General features: G+C 30.9%; 22 protein-coding genes. 3 read left to right on the forward strand and 19 right to left on the reverse strand.

Going from position 1 to position 23034, the window contains the following annotated elements; translation table 11 throughout:
* Positions 1 to 88 precede the first annotated feature (88 nt).
* Positions 89 to 1048 carry a Gfo/Idh/MocA family protein gene (locus WHA43_RS00865; protein WP_105045294.1) on the reverse strand — a complete coding sequence of 320 codons (960 nt, stop codon included), beginning with the start codon at positions 1046 to 1048 and terminating at the stop codon, positions 89 to 91.
* 138 nt (positions 1049 to 1186) lie between these two features.
* Here WHA43_RS00865 and WHA43_RS00870 point away from each other — a divergent pair, with 138 nt between their 5' ends.
* A complete protein-coding gene (locus WHA43_RS00870; protein WP_105047236.1) occupies positions 1187 to 1828 on the forward strand; it encodes a protein-L-isoaspartate(D-aspartate) O-methyltransferase in 642 nt (213 codons plus the stop codon).
* A 235-nt stretch (positions 1829 to 2063) separates the two neighbouring features.
* On the opposite strand, the gene WHA43_RS00875 is transcribed toward WHA43_RS00870, so the two are convergent.
* Entirely contained in the window at positions 2064 to 2861 is a 798-nt protein-coding gene (locus WHA43_RS00875; RefSeq protein ID WP_105045295.1) for a DUF3050 domain-containing protein, read from the reverse strand.
* 624 nt (positions 2862 to 3485) lie between these two features.
* On the opposite strand from WHA43_RS00875, the gene WHA43_RS00880 reads away from it, so the two are divergent.
* Complete coding sequence (locus WHA43_RS00880) at positions 3486 to 4454, forward strand: IS110 family transposase (RefSeq protein WP_226742800.1); 969 nt, start codon at positions 3486 to 3488, stop codon at positions 4452 to 4454.
* 351 nt (positions 4455 to 4805) lie between these two features.
* Here the strand turns inward: WHA43_RS00880 and WHA43_RS00885 are convergent, their stop codons facing one another.
* From WHA43_RS00885 to WHA43_RS00920, 8 genes are all read right to left on the reverse strand, one after another.
* Entirely contained in the window at positions 4806 to 5117 is a 312-nt protein-coding gene (locus WHA43_RS00885) for a hypothetical protein (RefSeq protein ID WP_146104877.1), read from the reverse strand.
* Between the two features lie 188 nt (positions 5118 to 5305).
* The gene (locus WHA43_RS00890; RefSeq protein WP_105045297.1) at positions 5306 to 5692 is read right to left on the reverse strand and encodes a hypothetical protein; all 387 of its coding nucleotides are present in this window, start codon (positions 5690 to 5692) and stop codon (positions 5306 to 5308) included.
* A 2-nt stretch (positions 5693 to 5694) separates the two neighbouring features.
* Positions 5695 to 7293: a hypothetical protein gene (locus WHA43_RS00895; protein WP_105045298.1), complete on the reverse strand. Its 1599-nt coding sequence runs from the start codon at positions 7291 to 7293 to the stop codon at positions 5695 to 5697.
* Positions 7294 to 7537: 244 nt separating this feature from the next.
* A complete protein-coding gene (locus tag WHA43_RS00900) occupies positions 7538 to 8101 on the reverse strand; it encodes a hypothetical protein (protein ID WP_226742798.1) in 564 nt (187 codons plus the stop codon).
* A 187-nt stretch (positions 8102 to 8288) separates the two neighbouring features.
* A complete protein-coding gene (locus WHA43_RS00905; protein ID WP_105045299.1) occupies positions 8289 to 9197 on the reverse strand; it encodes a helix-turn-helix domain-containing protein in 909 nt (302 codons plus the stop codon).
* Positions 9194 to 9691: a hypothetical protein gene (locus WHA43_RS00910; RefSeq protein ID WP_105045300.1), complete on the reverse strand. Its 498-nt coding sequence runs from the start codon at positions 9689 to 9691 to the stop codon at positions 9194 to 9196. Before WHA43_RS00910 ends, WHA43_RS00905 begins: the two co-directional genes overlap by 4 nt.
* Positions 9692 to 9702: 11 nt before the next feature.
* Positions 9703 to 10518 carry an SDR family oxidoreductase gene (locus WHA43_RS00915; protein WP_105045301.1) on the reverse strand — a complete coding sequence of 272 codons (816 nt, stop codon included), beginning with the start codon at positions 10516 to 10518 and terminating at the stop codon, positions 9703 to 9705.
* Positions 10519 to 10775: 257 nt separating this feature from the next.
* Complete coding sequence (locus WHA43_RS00920; protein WP_226742798.1) at positions 10776 to 11339, reverse strand: hypothetical protein; 564 nt, start codon at positions 11337 to 11339, stop codon at positions 10776 to 10778.
* Positions 11340 to 11726: 387 nt separating this feature from the next.
* Between WHA43_RS00920 and WHA43_RS00925 the strand changes: the two genes are divergently transcribed.
* Complete coding sequence (locus tag WHA43_RS00925; RefSeq protein WP_226742800.1) at positions 11727 to 12695, forward strand: IS110 family transposase; 969 nt, start codon at positions 11727 to 11729, stop codon at positions 12693 to 12695.
* Between the two features lie 128 nt (positions 12696 to 12823).
* Here the strand turns inward: WHA43_RS00925 and WHA43_RS00930 are convergent, their stop codons facing one another.
* The 9 genes from WHA43_RS00930 to WHA43_RS00970 all read right to left on the reverse strand — a co-directional run bounded on the left by WHA43_RS00930 (position 12824) and on the right by WHA43_RS00970 (position 22849).
* A complete protein-coding gene (locus tag WHA43_RS00930; RefSeq protein ID WP_105045302.1) occupies positions 12824 to 13510 on the reverse strand; it encodes a CPBP family intramembrane glutamic endopeptidase in 687 nt (228 codons plus the stop codon).
* Positions 13511 to 13891: 381 nt separating this feature from the next.
* On the reverse strand, positions 13892 to 14173 hold the full coding sequence (locus WHA43_RS00935) for a hypothetical protein (RefSeq protein ID WP_146104878.1): 282 nt from the start codon (positions 14171 to 14173) through the stop codon (positions 13892 to 13894).
* Between the two features lie 32 nt (positions 14174 to 14205).
* The gene (locus tag WHA43_RS00940) at positions 14206 to 15264 is read right to left on the reverse strand and encodes a hypothetical protein (protein ID WP_105045305.1); all 1059 of its coding nucleotides are present in this window, start codon (positions 15262 to 15264) and stop codon (positions 14206 to 14208) included.
* A gap of 436 nt (positions 15265 to 15700) precedes the next feature.
* Entirely contained in the window at positions 15701 to 17248 is a 1548-nt protein-coding gene (locus WHA43_RS00945) for an ADP-ribosylglycohydrolase family protein (protein WP_105045306.1), read from the reverse strand.
* Entirely contained in the window at positions 17245 to 17907 is a 663-nt protein-coding gene (locus WHA43_RS00950; RefSeq protein ID WP_105045307.1) for a DarT ssDNA thymidine ADP-ribosyltransferase family protein, read from the reverse strand. Before WHA43_RS00950 ends, WHA43_RS00945 begins: the two co-directional genes overlap by 4 nt.
* 2 nt (positions 17908 to 17909) lie before the next feature.
* Positions 17910 to 19418, reverse strand: coding sequence for an ATP-dependent helicase (locus WHA43_RS00955; RefSeq protein WP_105045308.1), 1509 nt, complete (start codon positions 19416 to 19418; stop codon positions 17910 to 17912).
* 256 nt (positions 19419 to 19674) lie between these two features.
* Positions 19675 to 19983, reverse strand: a complete 309-nt coding sequence (locus tag WHA43_RS00960) for a hypothetical protein (RefSeq protein WP_105045309.1) — start codon at positions 19981 to 19983, stop codon at positions 19675 to 19677.
* Positions 19984 to 21915: a hypothetical protein gene (locus WHA43_RS00965; RefSeq protein ID WP_105045310.1), complete on the reverse strand. Its 1932-nt coding sequence runs from the start codon at positions 21913 to 21915 to the stop codon at positions 19984 to 19986. It lies immediately after the preceding gene.
* Positions 21916 to 22162: 247 nt separating this feature from the next.
* A complete protein-coding gene (locus WHA43_RS00970; protein ID WP_105045311.1) occupies positions 22163 to 22849 on the reverse strand; it encodes a T9SS type A sorting domain-containing protein in 687 nt (228 codons plus the stop codon).
* Between the last annotated feature and the right edge of the window lie 185 nt (positions 22850 to 23034).

Below are 23034 nucleotides of genomic sequence, written 5' to 3' on the forward strand. Positions count from 1 at the left end.
TTCGTTCCTCAAAAAAGGATGCCGTTTCAATCCCTAACGCAAATTTGTAAATCTAAATAATTTTAGGACAAACAATCAAGAGTTTAGACTAAAAACTATCAATCACCCACTGTGCAATTCTCAATGCTTCAGTCCCATTACTCAATGTAACAACAGGAGAAGTGTTGTTATTAATGGCATCTGCAAAGGTTTCCAATTCGTCTAAAATGGCATTATTTTGTACAATCTCAGGATTTTCAAAATAAATTTGTTTTTGTACACCTTCATCATTTTGCAAAATCATGGCATAATCATCAGGATTTTCGGGGGCATCTTTCATACGCACGACTTCTGTTTTTTTCTCTAAAAAATCAACAGAAATGTAAGCATCCTTCTGAAAAAAGCGCGTTTTACGCATGTTTTTCATGGATATTCTGCTCGATGTTAAGTTTGCCACACAACCATTTTCGAATTCAATGCGAGCATTGGCAATATCCGGAGTTTCAGAAATTACAGAAATGCCACTCGCATGGATATTTTTTACTTTCGATTTTACGACCGATAAAATAATATCAATATCATGAATCATCAAATCCAATACTACAGGTACATCTGTACCTCTTGGATTGAATTCCGCTAAACGATGTGTTTCAATAAACATAGGATTATTGATCATGTCTTTAACGGCTAAAAACGCAGGGTTGAAACGCTCTACATGTCCAACTTGCCCTAATACATGATATTGACTCGCCAAGGTTTTAATCGCTTCAGCCTCAATTACTGTTTTTGCAATAGGTTTTTCTACAAAAATATGACGACCTTTTTCAATGGCATTTTTGGCGCAATCAAAATGCGAAAGAGTAGGGGTAACAATGTCTACAATCTCCACAGCATCAATCAATTCATCAACTGAATTAAAAGATTTATACCCAAATTCGGCCACTACTTTCGATGTATTTTCAGGTGATGGATCGTAAAAACCTACCAACTCATATTTTTCAGATTGTTGCAATAAGCGCAAATGAATTTTACCAAGATGACCAGCACCTAAAACTCCAACTTTCAACATACTCTCAAGATATTTATAAGGTTTTATTCAAAATCTATTACGAGATAATCCTTAGATTTCGAAAAAAACAAAGATACAATTTTATGAGTATTTAAATAAAAATATTGTTATTTTTAGCTTTCGTAAATGGATATGACATTGAGAGATACTGTAAAACACCAAGGACTTCGCAATCAATTAGCTAGCGTTTTAAAAAACAAAGGAATCACCGATGAAAAAGTATTGGATGCCATTCGTGCCATTCCACGACATTTATTTATCGATTCGAGTTTTGAAGATCATGCCTATCAAGACAAAGCATTTCCAATTGCTGCCGAGCAAACCATTTCTCAACCTTATACTGTGGCATTTCAATCACAAACATTGCAAATTGCTAAAGGAGATAAAATCTTAGAAATCGGTACAGGCTCAGGATATCAAACGGCTGTGTTACTTGAAATGAAAGCACTAGTGTACACTATCGAAAGGCAACACGAACTGTTTAAAAAAACTTCCCTGTTTTTACCAAAATTAGGGTATTATCCTAAGAAATTTATTTTTGGGGATGGCTATAAAGGTCTACCAGAAGAGGCTCCTTTCGATAAAATCATTGTAACAGCAGGCGCTCCTTTTGTGCCTAAACCTCTTATGGCGCAATTAAAAATAGGAGGAATGTTATTGATTCCTGTAGGAGATCAAAAGCAAATCATGACCTTGTTTATTCGAAAATCTAATAAAGAATTTGAAAAACATGAATTAGGGGATTTTTCTTTTGTGCCTATGTTAGAAGAGCGCAGTTAAAAAAAAGTCTCATAGTATCTTTAAGTTAGATTGCTGATTGATATGAGTTATTTTTTAAACTAATTTTAGTGGCTTGCCAAATTAAATCTATAAAGTTTAACAAAATACGATGTTTTACACTTTTTAGCATTTATACTTATAATTTTAAGCAATTTTTACCCTAAACGAACTTTAATGATTTAAAAAAATGATGTAAAAGAAATATAAGTATTGGGTGTAAAGAAATTAAAAAAAATCAAATAAAATAAGTAGCTTTTTTAATATGCCTTTCATTCTCTATCAATTCAGAAATAGCATTCCAAAGTTCAATTCTTTTTTTTAATGATTGTTTAGCTACAGTTAGTGTTTCATCCCATTTTTGTTCATCATCTTTACACAATTCAGAAATCATCTCAAGAGATAGTGGGCCATGCTCATCTCCATCAAGTTCTATATGCCTTTTTAGGTAATAATTTACTTTACTGTATAATTTATTTTCAGAATCTGAACTTTTTAGTATTTCAATAAACATGTCTGGGATAACATCTTCTCTGCCAAAAGTAAATGCAGAAGCTACAAGGTGAGTCTTATCTGTTTCAATTATTGAAAACGTGAATTTAACAAAGTCAGCTACTCTTTTATCAACATTGATTTGACTAAAGCAATAATCAATTGAATTTCCTAATTTAATGAGTGTCATAAAATCATTAATTTTATTTGTATTTGCATTTATTTGAAGCATTGCATCTAAATACATCTCAAAATGACTTTTTGGTTCACCCAACTCATTTATATCGCTTTCTTCTCCAAAAACAATTTCATTTATAAATCTTGAAAGTTTTGGATTTTTAGGTGGTGTCCAAGGCGTTGCAACTTTAGTAAGGTTTATTTGTAGATTTTTTAATAATGACATAAAATCCCATACAGCAAATACATGATTTTCCATAAAAATTTTAATATCATTAATAGAGTGTAAATTTTTGTAAAGTTTATGATTTTTCAATTCATCTCTCAATCCTAAAATTTCATTTTCTATAAATTCTAATTTATTCATTTTTTACATTTCTATTTTTACAATAATTTAAAATCAAAATTATAACTTAATAAATGTAATATCTTGAATAAGCCATAAATTTATCAAATGATAAAATAGTAGAAAGTTTTGTTGACTAAAAGCAGTATAAATTATAAGTAGAATAGAATTGTGTATGAATATCAACGTTGTTGTATAAAATTTATTAAAAGTACAGTTCCAAATTTCATTTAAATCTTCAACAGTTTTTTTGATTAGTTGAAATTTAGTTATTCATTCGTTTTTTTTTATTTCAACTCCTTTAGATTTTGTTCCCATTCAAAGTCGTGCGCAATTCAACTATCTCTACTAATTTTGTAATTCTGAACAAAATAAGAAGCTAGCAAATGAGCAACTAACATTGGTTTTTTTATAAAACTAACAATCTTTATACACGGCTTAAGTTTACAATTCATAAATTTAAACAATAATCAGAAAGAATAAAAGAGAGAATTAAGGTTAGTATACACGGTGAAGCTAGAACTTCGACAACATTGATAATCCTCTCTCTTTTCTACTAAAAATCACGTTCAGTTCTGTGAGACCTAGATCTCGATTTCAAGTTGTTGTGATTCTAGTAGTTTATTCTTTCATAAATCATTAGTTATGAGTAAATATAAAGAAACTTTTGGAATTGACATCAGTAAAGATGTATTTGATTGTTATGGAAGTGTTCAGGGTCACTTACAATTTAACAATACAGAAAAAGGATTTCTAAAGTTTCAAAAGATTTTAGGAGAAAACAGTTTAGTTATCATGGAGGCTACAGGCTATTACCATTATCGTTTAGCACAGTTTTTGTATCACAATGATCAAGATGTTTCAGTAGTAAATCCTTTGTCAGTAAAGCGTTTTATACAAATGCGATTAGCAAAAGTTAAAACCGATAAAAGTGATTCAAAAGCGATTTGTGAGTATGGTCTAATCAATGAAGTTCCATTATACACAGCTCTCAACGAAGCTCAGAGTGAGTGTTTACAGTTATTTCGTTTGATGGATAGTTTACTAAAAAATCGAACAGCCAAAATGAATAAGATTCATGGCGAGGAGATTTTAGGGATTCCTTCAAAATATGTGTATAGTTCTTTAAAACGAGTTAAAAAACAGTTAGATAAAGAAATCACAGGGATAGAGCAGAAGCTACTTTCTTTAGTAAAACAAGACCAGCAAGTTCAATTAACCTTACTTCAAAGTATTCCTGGTATTGGAGTTAAAACAGCATTATTTTTAATAGTAGTAACAGATGGATTTAAAAAGTTTGAGAATGCTTCACAACTGTGCAGCTATGTGGGCATCACACCAACCATAAGAGAATCTGGCAGTAGTGTAAGAGCAAGAAGTAGAATAAGTAAGGTTGGAAACAGGAAACTACGCAACTTATTGTTTTTATGTTCCTTTAGTGCTTGTAAGCAAAATAAGGCTTGCAGAGAAATTTACGAGCGAATCACAAACAAAGGTAAAAGTAAAAAGTTGGCATTAATAGCAGTATCAAATAAGCTGTTAAAACAGGCATTTGCTATTGCAAAATCTGGAAATCCTTACGAAGAAAGTTTTGTATCAGTAATGCCTAAATAAGTAGGTTTTAAATAAAAAAAATGATGGTTTAAAGGGTGAAAGCTACTTGTAAGCTTAGATAAATATTGCAGAAAAATTATTGAAAAATTGTTTGTTTTTTAACTCAGTTCTTTGTTAGCATTTCGTTGTTTTTTTAAATTATGATTTTGTTCTTAATTTCTTAAATTTTCTTTAAAAGTCAATTCTGACAGACAATTTTTCACAATTTGTAAATTCTAACAAACAATTTAACTCCAAATTCAATTCCCACAAACACTAAATTCTGACAGATTCAATTCTGACTTTTTACTTTTTTGTAGATTTATTTCATTTAAATTTTCGTTTTTTATTCTTTTCCTACAACTTCCTTCTTCAATTTTCTTTATTGTCCAATTCAATAATTTCAACGGATATTGTCTTTTCTCTTATAGTTTCTGGCGGGTTTTCTTCTCCCCAACTGTGACATTCGAGAGTCAGTTTAGAATTCTCAATAAAAATTAAAAATCCAACTTCAATGTTGTCCGCACGTCCGAATAAAGTTGGCTCTGAAATAGCCCTTCTATCTTTTGGAAGTATATCATTAGTTAATTCAAGGAAATATCCTGCGCCCGTAAAATTATATCCTGTAATTGGACTATTCAAAATAGAATTCAATTCTTCATTACTGAACCTATCTCTCAACATTAGATTAAATACTTCTATTTCGTAATTGGTTAATTTCATCATAATGAATGCTAACGTTTTGTATATGAAAAGTAGCAGAATAAACATACGATTATATTTAGTTTATAAGTTAAAATAGCAGAAAAGTATAAGCCTTTAAAATTTACACTTAACTGCTATTTTTTATATACTTGGTTGTGGTTTGTATTTTAATCTATTTCATATCTTGGCTCTAATTTTGTAAATTCTTTTCCTTTAACCAAAAAAATTATGTATTTATCCAAAAATTGATTTAACTTCCAATCATCTTTTTTACCTTTTTTATTATAAATATCTTTCTTTTTTAAAAATTTCTTTAGACATTTAATTTTTTTATGTTTCAAATTATTATATTTTTTCTGTTCCAATAAATATACAAGACCATTATTACCAGTCCCTTTTATTCTATAAGAAAATTCATTATTATTTGGGTCTTGCCATTTTTTTAATAATAAATTATCGTTGTAATTAATAAATAATGTATCTCTTTTTTGTCCATAAATTGAACTACTAGAAGATATAATAAGTATAATAAATAATATAAATGATTTTTTCATAATTACTCTGGGCAGTTTTTTGTGGTACTATGATAGTAAAGGTTTAAACTATTTGTTAATTCAGCTTTTTTGGAAATTGATAAGTCAGTGTAAGGTTTCACATTATGTTCTTTTAATCCTTGCCAAGCTAATGCTTCATAAAAACTATCAGGTAATGGGTTTGCTCCATTATTTGTAAGGTAATTGTAGTCTCCAACCAAAACATCTTTGTGGAAACTTTTTAAAGCATCTCTCATAGATGTAACATATAGCTCCCCCATTGTGTTATGTTGCTTTTCTATTTCGTATTTTTCGTATGTTGTTTTAAAATCTAAATCTCCATTTGTTGGATACTTTGTGTTTAATTTACTGAAAATGTCTGCATGAATATATTCATGAATTAGAGTTCTAACAGCACCTAAAGCAGGCATATTGGAAAATTTGTCAGTACTAATATTGATTTCTATAATACCATTAATAGGTTCTATAGTTTTTCCATTTAATTCAATACTTGTTCCGTTTCTATAAACTTTATCTTCAGATTTTATTTTAATATCAAATTCGGAATCTCCTTGAAACTTTCTTAAAATATCTTTTATAAAAGAATCACCTTTTTTGTCTAAATGGTAGTTTAAGCACTTTGCTTTCCCCGTAAGTTCATTAATAATTTTATCCTCTTCGACACAAGTACCCAAAACTGGGTCGTATACATAACCCTCACCACATTCAATAGGGTTTACAGATATCACATATTTACAAGGATTGCTTTCTTCTACATATCTACCTTGATAATTTTTATTGCTATTTGACTGACAATCTTGATATGCAGGACTATTTCCTGGGTTTGTATAATAACCACCAGAATTACCACCACCACCAATATTTAAATCTGGTAACCAATAAGACTCACAAATAGTTTCTGTACTTGTCCCATTAAATGTCGTACTAACATATGTATAAGGACCATTACCCCATTTAATATAATTGTCAGTGTAATGATATGTTGTAACAGTATAGCAATCTTGCATCATTCTACTTTGATAATTATCTTTAGGTTTTTTCTTTTTAAATTCTTTATTAAAAAAAATATTTTCGTCTTTTTTACCGTTTTCAATTTTTTCAGCATATACTATTTCTCCTTCATTGTTTAGAATATGGTTTAAACCATATGAGATTTCTTCTTCAAATAAAATGTTTTTCTCTTTTAGTTTTTTCTTATTTATATTTTCAGTATAAGATTTATAAATGTAAAAAGAGTGTTCTTGATTTTCGTTCTCAACTACAAAAACTTTATAAATAGTTGAATATTTACTAACATTTATAGTTTTAAAATTGTTAGGATTGAAAGAATTAGTGAAATTGATAGGAAATTCGTAATAATATATTTCTAATTCTTTATGATATTTTTTGTTTTCATTATTCCAAAGTACCTCAAATTCATAAGGTATTGCTTTTTTGAAACTTTCAGCATTAAATTCGCTTTGAAGTTTGGATAATAAGTTGCTCTGATCTGGATTAGAAGTAAATTCATCTTTTTCACAATTCCATAGTAATAAAGAAACTCCAAAGAATAGAATTCCTATTTTTAAAAGATTAGTAATTTTGTTTTTTTTGTTTTTCATTTTGGTTAAATTTATAAATTAATATTCAATTTTAGTAGTTTAACTAGTTGCAATTTTTTGATTTTTTAATTCAGCTAGTAATTTGGTCAAATATAAACCACAACGGTCTCGGCTATGAGTAGTTGCGTGGGTTAGCACTTAACTTTGCAAGTACGCATCAAACTGAAAATCCGTGAGGATTTTCAGAAGTAGGCGTGAACAAGCAATTACTTATAGCCATTGTTGTAAAACGTTTTTTATTCCGTTAAAATCGATATCCAATTCTTAAATGTAAATTCAAAGCAGCTTCTCCTTCATTTTCTAAATATCCGACACTTTTAGCGAAAATATACCTGTATCCAACTCCAATTCCAGTTTCGTATGTAAAATGGTTTCCAATATTTCGTCTAATTCCCCAAGTTGGTATTATGGAAATTTGGTCAGCTACTTCTACATTATCATAATTTGAAATTACAAACCAATTCGGATTGTAGCTTGTCTGTAATGTTAAAAAATTCCCACTGTTCCCACCAATATTTCTCGATTTAGATACTCTTTTGTTAAGGTTATAATACCATCTAGGTTCTAATCTAATTACAGGTGTCATTAAATATCCATTTTCAGGATAGAAACTTCCGCCCCAAAAACCAGCATCCATTCCGATTTCTGCTCTTAAAGCTATTTGATTTGATAATTTCGTTTCTTTATGAGCCCAAATTCCTAAAACTCCTGTTTGTATTCCGTAGGTAGATTGTTCTACACTTGCGGTTTGTGATTTCGCAATTAAAGTCAGTCCGCAAAATGTCAAGGTCAATAAGATTTTTTTCATTCAGTTTATTTTTTGTTATTAAGTTTATTTTTTAGTCAAAATGTTTTACAACGTTTTGGCGCTTGGCGCAGTGGCGGATTTCGGGGCACAAAACTGTCAATACACCACAAAAGTTGATGTGAGGTAGAATGTTCAATTAACCACGTCACCCGCCATTGCGCCAAACGCCTGTTAGCAGTAGGCTTTTTTAGTTTAAGATTCTATATTCCATTGGTGTTTTACCGGTCTTTTGTTTAAAAAGTTTATTGAAGTATTGTGGATATTCAAAACCTAAATTAAATGCAATTTCGCTAATATTTTTGTCGGAATTTAAGAGCAAACCTTTTGCTTCTTCAATAAGGTAATAATGAATGTGTTCTTGTGCATTTTTGCCTGTTTCCTTTTTTAATAGGTCACTTAAATAACTGGGCGATAAATGAAGCTTGTCGGCTAAGAACTTAACAGTTGGCAATCCTTGTTCTTCTACTTTTGTTTTCGCAAAATACTCTGTCAGTATTGTTTCTATTTGGGAAATTGTTGATTTGTTGGCTTGGCTTCTTGTAATCATTTGTCTGCCATAAAATCTTGAACAATAGTTTAGTAATAATTCTATTGTTGAAACAATAATATATTGGCTATGTACATCAATATTCTCTTGAAGTTCTATTTGTATTTTTTGAATACATTCAAAAAGAATATTTTTTTCCTTGTCCGAAAGATGAAGTGCTTCAGAAACTTCGTAATGGAAAAAGCTATAACTCTTTATTTTGTCATTTAAAGTGGTGGAGCGAATTAGGTCGGGATGAAAAAATAAACCCCAACCCATTATGTCTTCTCTTTCTTCTACTTCATTATCTATTTCTATGGTTTGATTGGGTGCTATACAAATTAAATTTCCGTCTTGAAAATCTATCGTTTTTCTCCCGTATTTAATATTATTCTTGCAATAGTTCTTGAACATAATTGAATAGAAATCGGTAGTGATTTTAGAATTATGCTCTAATTGCTCTGTAACTTTGCTAAAATCTAAAACAGTTACCAATGGATGGTAACTGTTTCCTATGTTAAACAACTTATGTAAATCTGTGATATTTTGAAGGTGTATTAGTTCTTTCATAATTTTTCAGAGAATTCCGTTAAGTATTCCATATAATGATGCCCACGTCTTTCTGCAAAGAAATCTAAACATAATACAATGCTGGCTTGAATGAACAAGCCAAGTCCTATTCCTCTCCAAAATGTATCATTCATAGAACTATACATAAGTGTTATGCCTAAAATAATCAATGCTATTTCAGCGTATCTAAAAATCACAAAATTACTCATTACTTTTTCCATTCGAGGAATTTCAAGCGTTTTTATACTTTGTGGTTCTTTTTTGATGAAAGTTTCAACTCGTGTAATGTCTTTTGGACTTCTTGTTACAATTGTAAATCCTACTATAAATTCAAGTAATGCAACAATTATAAAAGGAATAGCAACCCCTTTCCAAAATGAGGATTTCAACGCAAAAATGAAATAGAGAGCCATTGCCAATGCAATGACTCCTATTAAAATGAAAATATAGCTTTCGGCTTTTTCTCCATTAAAGTATTTTACAACTGGATTCATATTAGGATGTTTTAAAGTCCAAATTGTGATTTAATGCCTCCTATAAATGTAGCGTCATCATATTGTTGACGGTTTGTAATAAGCATTTTCGCATCTTCGCCAGCGGTATATCGCAATTGCCTTTTTCCATCTGTCGCAGCTTCAAATATTACCTCCGCAACTACACTTGCAGGTGAAGCATTTTGTGCCATTACAGGCAAAGCAGCCATCAAAGCACCTACAATTGTTTGATATTCTGCCATATTTTCGTCATTACTAAAATCAAAAGACCTACCGCCAAAATCTGTTGCTATCATACCTGGCTCTACAATTTTTACTTGTCCGCCAAATTGCTCTACTTCATAATTAAGAGATTCAGAAATACCCTCAACCGCAAATTTTGTCCCGTGGTATAATGAACCCAATGGGAAAGTCATTTTGCCACCAATTGACGAAATATTAATAATAATTCCTTTTTTGTTTTGTCTAAAAAGTGGAAGAACTGTTTTAGTAACGTCTAAAAGCCCAATAACATTGGTGTTGAATTGTCGTACAATTTTTTCTCTACTAAATGTTTCCAATGGTCCGTATGCACCATAGCCAGCATTATTAAGCAATACGTCAACACTTCCAAATTTTTGAACTCCGTCTTGAAATGCTTTTTGAATTGAATCCAAATCTAAAACATCAAGTTTGGCAACTAAAACATTATCTAAATGATTCAATTCAGTTTCGTTTTCTGGATTTCGCATTGTAGCAATTACATTCCAACCCTTAGAGTGAAATAATTTTGCAGTTTCTTTTCCTATGCCACTGCTTGCACCTGTAATTAAAATTGTCTTTTTCATTTCTTATGATTTTAAAATTATGGTGCAAAATTCACAAGAAACATTAGTTGCCTGATAATACAAATTCAGGTTGTTTGTATTCTTTTTACGGATTGTCGGTCTAAGCTTACTGCTAACGGTCTCGGCTATGAGTAGTTGCGTGGGTTAGCACTTAACTTTGCAAGTACGCATCAAACTGAAAATCCGTGAGGATTTTCAGAAGTAGGCGTGAATAAGCAATTACTTATAGCCATTGTTGTAAAACGTTTTTTATTCCGTTAAAATCGATATCCAATTCTTAAATGTAAATTCAAAGCAGCTTCTCCTTCATTTTCTAAATATCCGACACTTTTAGCGAAAATATACCTGTATCCAACTCCAATTCCAGTTTCGTATGTAAAATGGTTTCCAATATTTCGTCTAATTCCCCAAGTTGGTATTATGGAAATTTGGTCAGCTACTTCTACATTATCATAATTTGAAATTACAAACCAATTCGGATTGTAGCTTGTCTGTAATGTTAAAAAATTCCCACTGTTCCCACCAATATTTCTCGATTTAGATACTCTTTTGTTAAGGTTATAATACCATCTAGGTTCTAATCTAATTACAGGTGTCATTAAATATCCATTTTCAGGATAGAAACTTCCGCCCCAAAAACCAGCATCCATTCCGATTTCTGCTCTTAAAGCTATTTGATTTGATAATTTCGTTTCTTTATGAGCCCAAATTCCTAAAACTCCTGTTTGTATTCCGTAGGTAGATTGTTCTACACTTGCGGTTTGTGATTTCGCAATTAAAGTCAGTCCGCAAAATGTCAAGGTCAATAAGATTTTTTTCATTCAGTTTATTTTTTGTTATTAAGTTTATTTTTTAGTCAAAATGTTTTACAACTTAGTTGTGCATAGTTTGGTGCGTAAATTAAGAAATAAAACTAATAAATATAAACAAAATGAGAAGTAAACGAGAATTTTCCAAAGTTGCTAAATGTAGCACTAAATTATGCACGGCTTAAGTTTACAATTCATAAATTTAAACAATAATCAGAAAGAATAAAAGAGAGAATTAAGGTTAGTATACACGGTGAAGCTAGAACTTCGACAATCCCGAAACTTCGGGAATAATCCTCTCTCTTTTCTACTAAAAATCACGTTCAGTTCTGTGAGACCTAGATCTCGATTTCAAGTTGTTGTGATTCTAGTAGTTTATTCTTTCATAAATCATTAGTTATGAGTAAATATAAAGAAACTTTTGGAATTGACATCAGTAAAGATGTATTTGATTGTTATGGAAGTGTTCAGGGTCACTTACAATTTAACAATACAGAAAAAGGATTTCTAAAGTTTCAAAAGATTTTAGGAGAAAACAGTTTAGTTATCATGGAGGCTACAGGCTATTACCATTATCGTTTAGCACAGTTTTTGTATCACAATGATCAAGATGTTTCAGTAGTAAATCCTTTGTCAGTAAAGCGTTTTATACAAATGCGATTAGCAAAAGTTAAAACCGATAAAAGTGATTCAAAAGCGATTTGTGAGTATGGTCTAATCAATGAAGTTCCATTATACACAGCTCTCAACGAAGCTCAGAGTGAGTGTTTACAGTTATTTCGTTTGATGGATAGTTTACTAAAAAATCGAACAGCCAAAATGAATAAGATTCATGGCGAGGAGATTTTAGGGATTCCTTCAAAATATGTGTATAGTTCTTTAAAACGAGTTAAAAAACAGTTAGATAAAGAAATCACAGGGATAGAGCAGAAGCTACTTTCTTTAGTAAAACAAGACCAGCAAGTTCAATTAACCTTACTTCAAAGTATTCCTGGTATTGGAGTTAAAACAGCATTATTTTTAATAGTAGTAACAGATGGATTTAAAAAGTTTGAGAATGCTTCACAACTGTGCAGCTATGTGGGCATCACACCAACCATAAGAGAATCTGGCAGTAGTGTAAGAGCAAGAAGTAGAATAAGTAAGGTTGGAAACAGGAAACTACGCAACTTATTGTTTTTATGTTCCTTTAGTGCTTGTAAGCAAAATAAGGCTTGCAGAGAAATTTACGAGCGAATCACAAACAAAGGTAAAAGTAAAAAGTTGGCATTAATAGCAGTATCAAATAAGCTGTTAAAACAGGCATTTGCTATTGCAAAATCTGGAAATCCTTACGAAGAAAGTTTTGTATCAGTAATGCCTAAATAAGTAGGTTTTAAATAAAAAAAATGATGGTTTAAAGGGTGAAAGCTACTTGTAAGCTTAGATAAATATTGCAGAAAAATTATTGAAAAATTGTTTGTTTTTTAACTCAGTTCTTTGTTAGGCATAGTTTTTTATTCCGTTTGTTCTTTTACAAAATATCTTACGTAAATCAGAACTATAATAGGGACTATGACCAATCCACTGACAAAATTCAATAATGAAGCCCAATAGGTTAAGTCATTTCCACCTTTTGAAATTAATACTAATTCGCCTAAAGGTCCTTTTGAAAATATTGTGTTGTATATAAAATTCCAGCCCAAATGAAGTCCGAAAGGTAGCATTATTGATTTAGTTTTTGAAAAAGCCCAAGCCCAAGCGTAACCCATTAATCCAGTTCCGATAAAAACTAAAATCATTGCCATTACATTGCCTAAAACTCCATATGAGAACCAATGATAAATTCCGAATGCGATTGCAGAAATCAAGATACTTTTTCTTGAGCCGATTTTTTGGATGAGAATATATAATAAAGCTCCACGAAAAATCAGTTCTTCTGTCAATACAGATTTAAAATCCCACCAAAAAGATTTTATTATAATTCCGCTCGAAATTTCTTTATTCAAAATCCAAGTCGAAGATTTTAGATATGATTCTAAATATTGAACAAGAACGCAAAGTATTCCAGTAATTAAAAATCCGATTAAGAATTGTTTTAATCTTTTGCCAATTGGAAGAAATCCTAATGCTAAAATATTCTTCTTTTCAATCAGATATAAAAGTAACCACGAAATGGCAATTGCTACTAAAATTCCTATCATTTACTTGGTTGGTTTTAAATTATGCCTAACGGTTTGCGTGTATGAGAAGTAGCGGATTAAAAAGCACTTCACTTACGGGCTGGCACAGACTTTTATTAAAAGTAAAGACCTTTGATTTAGCACTTAACCCGCTATTTCTTATAAACGCTGTTATGGGCTGGTTTATTTCATTTTATATAACCCTCTTTTTATCCAAATAAAGTATACTTTTCCTTTTAATTTCTTGTTTTTATCAGAGTGTTTCCAAATAAAATTTGTAGAATTGGGTTTCAAAAAATCAAAGTCTGATGCTCGGAAATGTTTTACATCCCTTTTATTAATATCATGCTTGATTTGATCAATTAAATTATTTTGTCTCATTTAATTTACAATACCAGATTTTCAAATACGATTCAACAGTACTCTTAATACTGAAAGATTACAAGGTCTAGTGTTATACTCATTTTGGTTATAATTAATATACCATTGAGCATTTATTTCTTCTCCAGTATTAAAAGCTTCTAAGGCAGCATTAATAGTATTTAAGGGCAGAGTTTTTTGATTTTGGTTTATAGAATAAGTAACTCCAAAATCATTACTTCGTTCGATAAATAAATATTGAGTTCCATTTGCAGTTGTGTACAGTAATTCACCAACGAACAAGTTGTTTAATATTTCTTCCATACTAAATTTTTTTAACACCTCTTTTTTGATTATCAATTTCTTAATGATTTAGTATTCTTGTTAATTCTCCAAGTTTGATAAGCATTAATGGCTTGAAGCATATTGTTGGTCATAATACTGCTATTTATTTCTTTAAGTTCTGAAATAACATTTTCGCTTGATTCAACAAGAGAAATGAAATTTTGATTTAACTCTGTTAACTGATTGCTTATTTGAGCTAATCGAATTTCAATATTATCAAGCTTGTTCAATACGTTTTTCTGCCATGTGCTATCAAAAACACCAAGTTTTTCAAAAGCTTCATATATTTCAAAATATCTAATTTTTTTGTCATTTAAGTAAAAAACAATCATTGCTACAGCCATGTTTCTATAATATTCCATAGTTTTTATTTGATTTTCTAATGCCGGTTTCATTACATCTCCTAATTCAAACAATTTATCTACATTAGAATCAAAACCTTTTGTTCTTCCACCTTCTAGTTTAGCTGACATGTCATCCAGATTTTCAATGATTTTATCTAAATCATTTCTTTGACCTTCTAATTGTATTCTTGATTTGAGCCATTCAATGTCAAGGACTTCGTTCAGACCAGATTGGTCTGAAATTATCCTTCCACGATAGTCACGTAAAAATGTATCAATTTTCATAAATGAAAATAATTGATTATCACCTCCTTTGTCAAGAATACTTTTTTCATTATCAATTATTATATTTTTGTAATCTGAAACATCAATTATCTTAATGTCCTGAATTTCTGATAATTTTATTTTAAGATTGTCAGCTTTTATTAATTTAATTTTAATTTCATTATTTTTCTGAATATTGATTTCTTCTCTTCTAATGATAGATTTTTCTTTTTCTTCTTTCTTATATTTTTCTTCTTTTTCTATTTTCCTTTTAAAATCCTGATGTTTCTTAATACCTAAATAGATTAGGAAACCTCCTAAAGGTATCATAAAGAAACTTCCAATGCCATCAAATCCATCTTGACCAATCCATTGAATACCAGCAATTCCGGTCATTAAGAATACACCACCTAAAAACCAAAAAACGGCAGGCAAACAACCTATCTTGTTCTGTTCTTTCATATTTATAAATTATTTTTTTCCTACTCCTTTGGCTTTTCGGTTCTGCCCCGTTTTTTAAAGTTGTTTCTGGTCTCAACTTTTTTCTTTTTTACAAAATATGTTTTAGGAACTATCAAAGTTTTCCTTTGGCGGTTCTTTTGTCTGTCTTTTTCCGTTTGGTTGTCTTTTCATAAACTTGCCCATAACGGTTCTCAGCTATACGCAGGCAGGGATTTTAAACACTGAACTTCCTACGAAGAACTGAACTTTAAATTTACCACTTTCCTGTCCTACGAAGCACGAAACCCCTGCTTGCGTATAGGTGATGTTGTGCCTTCGTTGTTCTTTTTCTGTCGTTGGTTTGTCTGTCGTTTTGGTCGTGCGATGGGGTAGACACACTCTTTGCCAAGCTTTGGTTTTAGCGTTGGCTGGTGCGGCTTGGCAATGTATGTGACTGCTAGCGTTTGGCATTCTTCTCAATTTGGTTTAAGATTTCTCTGAATTCCTTTTGTTGCTCTTTGTTTAATCCATTCAAAAATTTGTCAATTCGTTCTTTTGTTTGGAAGTCTATTTTTAGAGAATTTAAAAAGTTTATATCCTTTTCAATCTCGTCAAGGTTGTCAATGGATTCAGATTTAGAAATTTCCTTTTCTGTTTTATTCAATATTTGGGCGAATCGACAACTTTGTCCCAAGTCAAATTCAACATCAATTATTAGATTATACTTCCCTTTAGTTAAAGTATCCTGCCTATCAATATGAACGACCTTGCCTTTGCCAAGAGGTAAGAAAAATACATATTCACCTAATTCAAAATTGTCTTTGTTAATAGGATTTATTGACTTTAACTCTGAATGTCTTTCAGTTTTTATTTCTGTTGCCCTGCTCTCTGAAATCTCTAATAACCTTACAGCTATATTTTCAAGATAATCTGAATCTTGAATTGATTTAAACCTATCAGGAATAATGGATGTGCCGTGTAGTGAGCCAATTAATCCACCTGTGAAGGCTGCAATGCTATCAGTATCAGTTCCAATTGAGTTAACAGCTTGTTCTATTCCCTTTATTGGTTCTTTATGATATTTACAACAAAGAAAAATACCTGCAATTACAGTTGACGTTCCCGAACCTTTTGTATCTGAATGGTAACAGCCTAAAGTTCTAAGTGCCTTTTCGTCTTCGATTTTATTAGTCAGACTCTTATATACATCTCGCAAATACTGTTGGGTTTCATCGAGAATCGTTTGATATTGCTCTTTGAATGGTATTTTGGCTTTACTATTCCATTCTTTTTCCCAAATGCTAAAATTGGCTTTTTGAATAAATGGAATTGAAAGCTTAAGATGAATGTCTTTTCCAAGTTCTGTTAAAAATGCTTCGTATGTAAAATGTTCAGGTCGAAATTTTAGAATTGTATCAACTGCATAACCGTAAAGCATAGCCCCAATAATTGCTCTTGGGTGTCCGTGTGTTACAATACTGTTTGCAAAAATTTCTTCTTTGATTTTATCAATTTCTCCAAAGTTAGCTAGAGCTATAGGAAGAATTCGCATTGCTGCACCATTTGCTCCGCTTTCTCTATAATCTATCGTTGTATTACCTGCCTTGTAACTAAAAAAATTACTATTCCATTTTGCTGATTTTCGTTCAATCTTTCTCGCTGCATTTTTGATAGTTCGACCTGCTCCACGTGCATACAAAAGCCAATTTGGTAATTCTATTTTAGAAAAATATTCACGGTCAATAGTGCCGTCAACTTTAATTGACCTTGCAACAGAAAGCAAAAGTTGGGTGTCGTCTGAATACGAACCTTTTGTCAAATTATCTATGTATCCATTGAATCTCCCACCAACTTCCTTTTTCCATCCGTAGAAATTGGAAACATAATCAGTTCCATATTTTAACTTCAATGAATCAGAGCTTTTCTCAAACTCTGTTATCCAACCAAGTGCATCCCCAATTGCAGCTAGCTTAACCGCTCCCTTATATTTAGTTTCTGGTTTCATATTGCTCGATTTGGCGAAAAAATTTCTTTATCAACAACGAAATTACTTGTATTAAACTCTGACAATGCAGCTTTTGCAGATGCTAAACTTTCCTGAGAATCAAAACACACTTGAATAATACTTTCAATTGGTATTTCATCCTTTACTAGCACTTCGGCTTGAACATTCGTTGGGAACTTTGAATTTAACCTGCCACGGACACCAAAGGGAATGTTTATGTTGTTAGCAAAAAGCATTTTAAATTTTTCAATGTCCCCCGTTACTCCAATTGACTTTGCAGCATTTGATGCCGCATTAGTTACCGCAAACTTTGTCTCCTTTTCATAGATGTGTTTTGGGTCAATTTTCAAGACACACCAATTTATTGTTATGTCATCTTTTGTTCTCTCTTGGAATTTAGAAAACAGAAAAGTGTTTGGGCCTGAAATAGATAAATTTATAAAGCTTTTATCATCATATCTGACACTATCAGTAAATTGTACATAGTCCAATATATCGAATTGTTCAATATCTAAATTTTCAAGAACTCTTCTTGACATTAGTTTTTCCTGCTCTAAAATGCTGTACAGGTTAATAGTTGGCGTAAAGTGTATTAAATACTCAATTCCCCGCCTTGATATTTCGCTTTGAAATTCTATGTAATCTTTTTTTAATTCCATAATTAGAAAGGTAGGCCATCATCTTCAAAATCGTCATCCGAAGAAGATTCTGTAACATTATTCAATAAATCGTCATCAATCTCGGCTATGTATCTTGAGGGGTTATCCTTATCGCCTATTAGATAAAGACCTGTTCTTGCTCTAGTCATACAGGTATATAAAAGCCTTCTTTCAGTTGAAATATGAAATTCATCATCGGTCTCAATAAAGCCTGGGGGATAGGGAATAACATCATCTGTTAAATCCATTATGAAGACATTATTGAACTCTAACCCTTTAATAGAAGACATTGTGCAGATTTTGATGCTGTCACTATTGTAGTTTACAGCCTGATTTGATTTTACAAGTTCGGTCTGTAAACCATTATTATTAAGGTAGTTTTGAATCCTTCTCACGCCATCATTAGTCCTGTGTAAAACAATCGTACTACTTATTTTTCCTTCATTTTTTATGTTTTGTAATTCTCCTTTCAAATAAGCAAGTTGGTCATCAAAGTCTTCAAAATAACCTACAATTGGTTTTTGACCACCTGAAAGAGCTGTTTCTACATCTGTAAATTCTGATTTATCTTCTTCATTAGCCAACAAGGAAAGAGCTGCACGAGCAATGTGTACAGAATTCCGGTAATTTTTTTTGAATTCTATAGTCCTACCACCACGAACATTTAGTCCAACTTCCGACCAAGTAAAACCACTCTTAAAAATTCTCTGGGCGGCATCTGCAATGATTGAAATACTCTCTGTTTCTTGAGATACCAATTTTGAAATAACTAGGATTTGAGCTTTGTTTAAATCTTGGGCTTCATCAATAATTATATGAGTGAAGGGTGGTTTCCAAAATGGGTCGTTTTCTATTTTTTGTAAACTTTTTATCGCATAATCATCAAAATCAACTTTCCCCCTGTTTTTAAGCTCTTGATTATATTTTAAGTAGACATTCCATATTACTTCTTTGTCACTTGCAGTAACTCTATCCGAAGTTCCCCTGCCTGTCCGTTTTGCTTCTACATACTCCGTTTTTGAATTGAATAGCTTACCCTTTATCCAAGAAATCTCTTCTTGAAAAAACTCTGAACTTTTAGTTAATACGTTAGAGCTTGTAGATGTTAGTGAGGTTTTTATGCTTTCTATAATTTCAATCTGTTCCCATTGCATAACAGTTGTGTTGTACCCAATTCCTGCAAAATGATATGCCCAACTGTGGAAATTCACAATCGTGACATTAAGTCCATCTGGTGTTTTAGGTTTTATCTCGTCAGAGTCTTTCTGATACCCACCATTTATATAAGGACTTACTGCTCTTATGTAGGCTGCTAATGTCTTATTGAAAGTGAAAATTACGATTTTAGCTTCTTGAAAAAGAGTGTTCTGCGTTTCTAGTAGGTGCTTTGCTCTATATAGTGCAACAGTTGTCTTGCCACTTCCTGCAACTCCCTTTATTTGAATGGGATTTGTCGGTGGTAAGAATAGCACCTTCTTTTGTTCTCCTTTTAAAGTTATCTTTTTTAACATATCATTTCAGTTTCTGTCGAGCGTTGGCAAAATTCAAGCTCTTTTGGTTTTTTGTTTGGGTTATGCGTTTGGCAAAAACCAAATGTGCTTGAATGTGCGGTTGGCTTTCTACAATGAGGCACAACGTAGTTGTGTATGAAAAGTAGCAGAGTAAAATTGTGATTACTTTCGATTTTGCAATAAAGATAGCAGACAAGTACAAACCTTGTAGTTTGCACTTAACTGCTATTTTTTATACACGTGGTTGTGGTTTGTATTATTTGTTGAACAATTCAATTACTTCATTTATTTTTGGATTTTTCATATTTAACCATTCAGTATATTTTGTATATTCAAATTTCTTATTGTAAAATGTTTTTTCATTAAATTTTTCAAATAGCTTTTCGCAGTATTCTTCTAAACTCAATTCTTTATTCTTATGTCTTTTAGATAATTCTAAATTACCAGATATAAAGTATTCTAAAAAGAAATCCAATCTTATCCAAAATAAATTGTCATTACCCAACCAACCTTCAACACCATCCCATCTTTGGTCAATGTATTTTACTTTTAAATTACTATTCATTTATTTTGTATATGTGTAAGTTAATGGATTATACGTATAGCCTAAACCTCCTTGTGAAACAGGTGTTGTTAAAAGATTATGTTCTCTTGCAAAAAATGAAATTTGTCCTTTATCATTAATAAGATTGATTGGATTATTTGGGTCAGAAATAACTCTAATTATATCATTTCTACTTGCTGCGTCTCTTAACCAAGGTTCATTTATATTGTCCCAAATTTGTTGATCGGTAGTCCAATTTGGGTTTGGAACTTCATTCAAAACATTAAAAGTTGTTTTAGAGGTTACGCCATTAATACTTTCAGTTAATCCACTTTTAATGAGAGCATCAGTGCCATTAGGTTGATCTTTAGCGAATTTTCCTATGATAGTAGTAGTTTTAGATGGATGTGAAATGATATCACCACCATAAGCAGGGAATTTTAAACGTAATACATTGCTCAAAACACTTCCTATTTCATTTCCAGTTTTATTAAATAATTTAACTGTATTATTATCTAAAGTAATTTTTAATCCATTTTTTAGGGCTATGCGAATTGTTTTAGCATATTTATAAATAATTTTAAAAGAAGTAAATGCGTTTAATACCACCTTACTAGCTTTAGCAAATCCTTTAAAAATACTTCCGCCAAATGCATCTACTAATAAACCAGCAATACCTAAAGTTACAGTAATTGCGTCTGCTTTATTTATTCCAGATATAACATCTAAAGCACTACTTCCAGGAACAAAACCTAAAATTAACTCTGGTAAAAATTGCTTAATAAGGTCATTAATTACCATCCATTCTTCATCGTTTTTAGGCCAATATTGACCAACTATAGAAGTTACATTTGGCAGAAGAGAAAGAAATAATGAATTTGTTGCAACAATTTTTTGACTGCTTATTGACAATTGGTCAAAATTATCTATATTTTTTATTAGATTCAGAATCTCAACAGTTTTTGAAGCCATAAGAGCGGCTTCATTTTGATTTACAGTAGTTTGATTGATGGATAAATCAAATAACACTTCACCTAATTCATAAAATTCAGTTTGTTTAAGAAATTTACCAACTGCACCTAAATAACTAAATTGGGTTTCTACACTTTCAAATCTTGATGGAACGAAATTTATTGCATCTTCAAATGAAGTAATTATTTCATAAAATTTTATAGGGCTTATATTTGAAATAATGGGTGTAGTATAAATACTAGTTGAACTTCCACCTCCAACTCCTGTTGAACCACCACTTGTTCCACCTCCTCCTGTGTCTATAGTATCAGGTCCATCATCATAAGTAATACATTCTGATTTTGGTTTTTGATATAATCTTTCTGGATGATTATAGCAGGATGGACCAGCTACATGCTCAAATTGATATGGGCAATATGTTACCCAAATAGTTCTACATTCTTCAATTATTTTAGATTGTGTATTGTCATAAATTATTGGTGTTACCGTAATTTCAGTATCTTGCTCAAATGAATGATGGTCTTCATGGGGTGTTAATTGAGATCTTAATTTATACTTTAAAATATAAGCTTTAGTGTTGTTTAAACTGTCAATTTGAATTATTAAATTTTCATAAAAAGTTTCATCATTAACTGACCTATGGATAAGCATTGTATAAGAAGTAAACTTATCTGACGAGATTATATTTACAGCATTTGTATCTATCGTAAAACCGTAATTTACCTCCATAACTGTTTTAAGTCTATTATCTGAGGTTAAAGCTTGCTTTTTAGTTTTAAAAACCTTATTAAAAGCTTCTTTAAATTTTTCTGTTTTTTGAATGTTTCCAAACGTTTTTTGTGAATAACTAGTGTTCTTCTCTTGGTTTGAGGAATTAATAATAAATTCATCATTTTCACAACTACTAAATAGTAGGGATATGCAAAAGGATAAAATTCCAATTTTAAATAATTTGGTTAGGTTGATTTTTTCTGTTTTCATATTGTTTAAATTTAAAATTAATATTCAATTTTTTTTATTAACAAGGTGCAATTTTTAGGTATTAAATATCGCTTGCAATTAAGCGAATATAAACCACAACGTTGTTGTATAAGATTAGTTGCGTGTTTTAAGTACTAAAGTTAGCAAATAAATCACAGATAGAAAGTCCGCGAGGACTTTCGTAAATTGGCTAAAACTAGCAATTAATTTTATACGGTGTTAGCCACTGGCTTTTAAATTCCAAATTCTATTTTTTTAATATTTTTTTGTTTTGTATTCCAAATTCCGAATAAATTTTCATCATATAAACTCCAGCAGATAAATTAGAAATATCTATAGTTTCAAATTTACTTTTAATAATTCTCATATTTTGCCCAAAAGAATTATAAAATTCAATTTTCGTAATAGAAGTATTTTTTGATTTAATGTAAATAATAGAGTTTGTCGGATTTGGATAAATTTCAGTTTTATTTAAATCAAAATCTTTTGTATTTAGTGTGAAGTTTTTAAAAACGGCATTCCCAAAAATACCTGTTGATAAATTTAAAACTAAACCATCATTTTCTGAAGTTATTTGGTATCCAATAGCATATTCCATAAAATTAAAATATTCTGTTTCAAATGAGTTATGAATTTGAATTCCACAGTCATTAGTTAAATTTGAAAATTGGTCAGTACTTAAAGTGTTATTCAAGAATGTGAATGTTCCATTGAATGAATTACAAGCTCCTATTCCACTAAAAGTTAAATCTTCGACAATTGTTAATGAAGGCGTTATTGTGGGGTTTATTTCGGAAACTATATATGGACCTGGACTTGCATCGCTTTCCATAACAGAATACAAATACCAAGTTTGAAATAATTCAGGATTTGGTTCTTGTCCAAAACAGTTTATAGAATAAATTATTGAAATTAATATTAATAAATGTTTCATTATTTTTCGTTTTTTAGCTTGTGGCTAACGTGTTTGTACAAAATTAGTTGCGTGGTTAAAGCACTAAAGTTAGTAAATAATAACTGACGAAGAAAATCCGCGAGGATTTTCGTAAGTAAGCAAAAAGCAAGCAATTAATTTTGTACGGTGTTGTAGGTAGTTTTTATTCAGTCATTATTCTTTCA

Source organism: Polaribacter gangjinensis (assembly GCF_038024125.1).
In the GTDB taxonomy this organism is placed as follows: Bacteria; Bacteroidota; Bacteroidia; order Flavobacteriales; family Flavobacteriaceae; genus Polaribacter; species Polaribacter gangjinensis.

Coding starts and splice junctions, on each gene's coding strand:
- WHA43_RS00905 (WP_105045299.1), bottom strand. CDS start 9,197: ATGAAAGAACTAATACACCTTCAAAATATCACAGATTTACATAAGTTG.
- WHA43_RS00890 (WP_105045297.1), bottom strand. CDS start 5,692: ATGAAAAAATCATTTATATTATTTATTATACTTATTATATCTTCTAGT.
- WHA43_RS00950 (WP_105045307.1), bottom strand. CDS start 17,907: ATGGAATTAAAAAAAGATTACATAGAATTTCAAAGCGAAATATCAAGG.
- WHA43_RS00955 (WP_105045308.1), bottom strand. CDS start 19,418: ATGTTAAAAAAGATAACTTTAAAAGGAGAACAAAAGAAGGTGCTATTC.
- WHA43_RS00885 (WP_146104877.1), bottom strand. CDS start 5,117: ATGTTGAGAGATAGGTTCAGTAATGAAGAATTGAATTCTATTTTGAAT.
- WHA43_RS00960 (WP_105045309.1), bottom strand. CDS start 19,983: ATGAATAGTAATTTAAAAGTAAAATACATTGACCAAAGATGGGATGGT.
- WHA43_RS00945 (WP_105045306.1), bottom strand. CDS start 17,248: ATGAAACCAGAAACTAAATATAAGGGAGCGGTTAAGCTAGCTGCAATT.
- WHA43_RS00970 (WP_105045311.1), bottom strand. CDS start 22,849: ATGAAACATTTATTAATATTAATTTCAATAATTTATTCTATAAACTGT.
- WHA43_RS00910 (WP_105045300.1), bottom strand. CDS start 9,691: ATGAATCCAGTTGTAAAATACTTTAATGGAGAAAAAGCCGAAAGCTAT.
- WHA43_RS00875 (WP_105045295.1), bottom strand. CDS start 2,861: ATGAATAAATTAGAATTTATAGAAAATGAAATTTTAGGATTGAGAGAT.
- WHA43_RS00865 (WP_105045294.1), bottom strand. CDS start 1,048: ATGTTGAAAGTTGGAGTTTTAGGTGCTGGTCATCTTGGTAAAATTCAT.
- WHA43_RS00915 (WP_105045301.1), bottom strand. CDS start 10,518: ATGAAAAAGACAATTTTAATTACAGGTGCAAGCAGTGGCATAGGAAAA.
- WHA43_RS00900 (WP_226742798.1), bottom strand. CDS start 8,101: ATGAAAAAAATCTTATTGACCTTGACATTTTGCGGACTGACTTTAATT.
- WHA43_RS00930 (WP_105045302.1), bottom strand. CDS start 13,510: ATGATAGGAATTTTAGTAGCAATTGCCATTTCGTGGTTACTTTTATAT.
- WHA43_RS00935 (WP_146104878.1), bottom strand. CDS start 14,173: ATGGAAGAAATATTAAACAACTTGTTCGTTGGTGAATTACTGTACACA.
- WHA43_RS00880 (WP_226742800.1), top strand. CDS start 3,486: ATGAGTAAATATAAAGAAACTTTTGGAATTGACATCAGTAAAGATGTA.
- WHA43_RS00965 (WP_105045310.1), bottom strand. CDS start 21,915: ATGAAAACAGAAAAAATCAACCTAACCAAATTATTTAAAATTGGAATT.
- WHA43_RS00920 (WP_226742798.1), bottom strand. CDS start 11,339: ATGAAAAAAATCTTATTGACCTTGACATTTTGCGGACTGACTTTAATT.
- WHA43_RS00895 (WP_105045298.1), bottom strand. CDS start 7,293: ATGAAAAACAAAAAAAACAAAATTACTAATCTTTTAAAAATAGGAATT.
- WHA43_RS00940 (WP_105045305.1), bottom strand. CDS start 15,264: ATGAAAGAACAGAACAAGATAGGTTGTTTGCCTGCCGTTTTTTGGTTT.
- WHA43_RS00925 (WP_226742800.1), top strand. CDS start 11,727: ATGAGTAAATATAAAGAAACTTTTGGAATTGACATCAGTAAAGATGTA.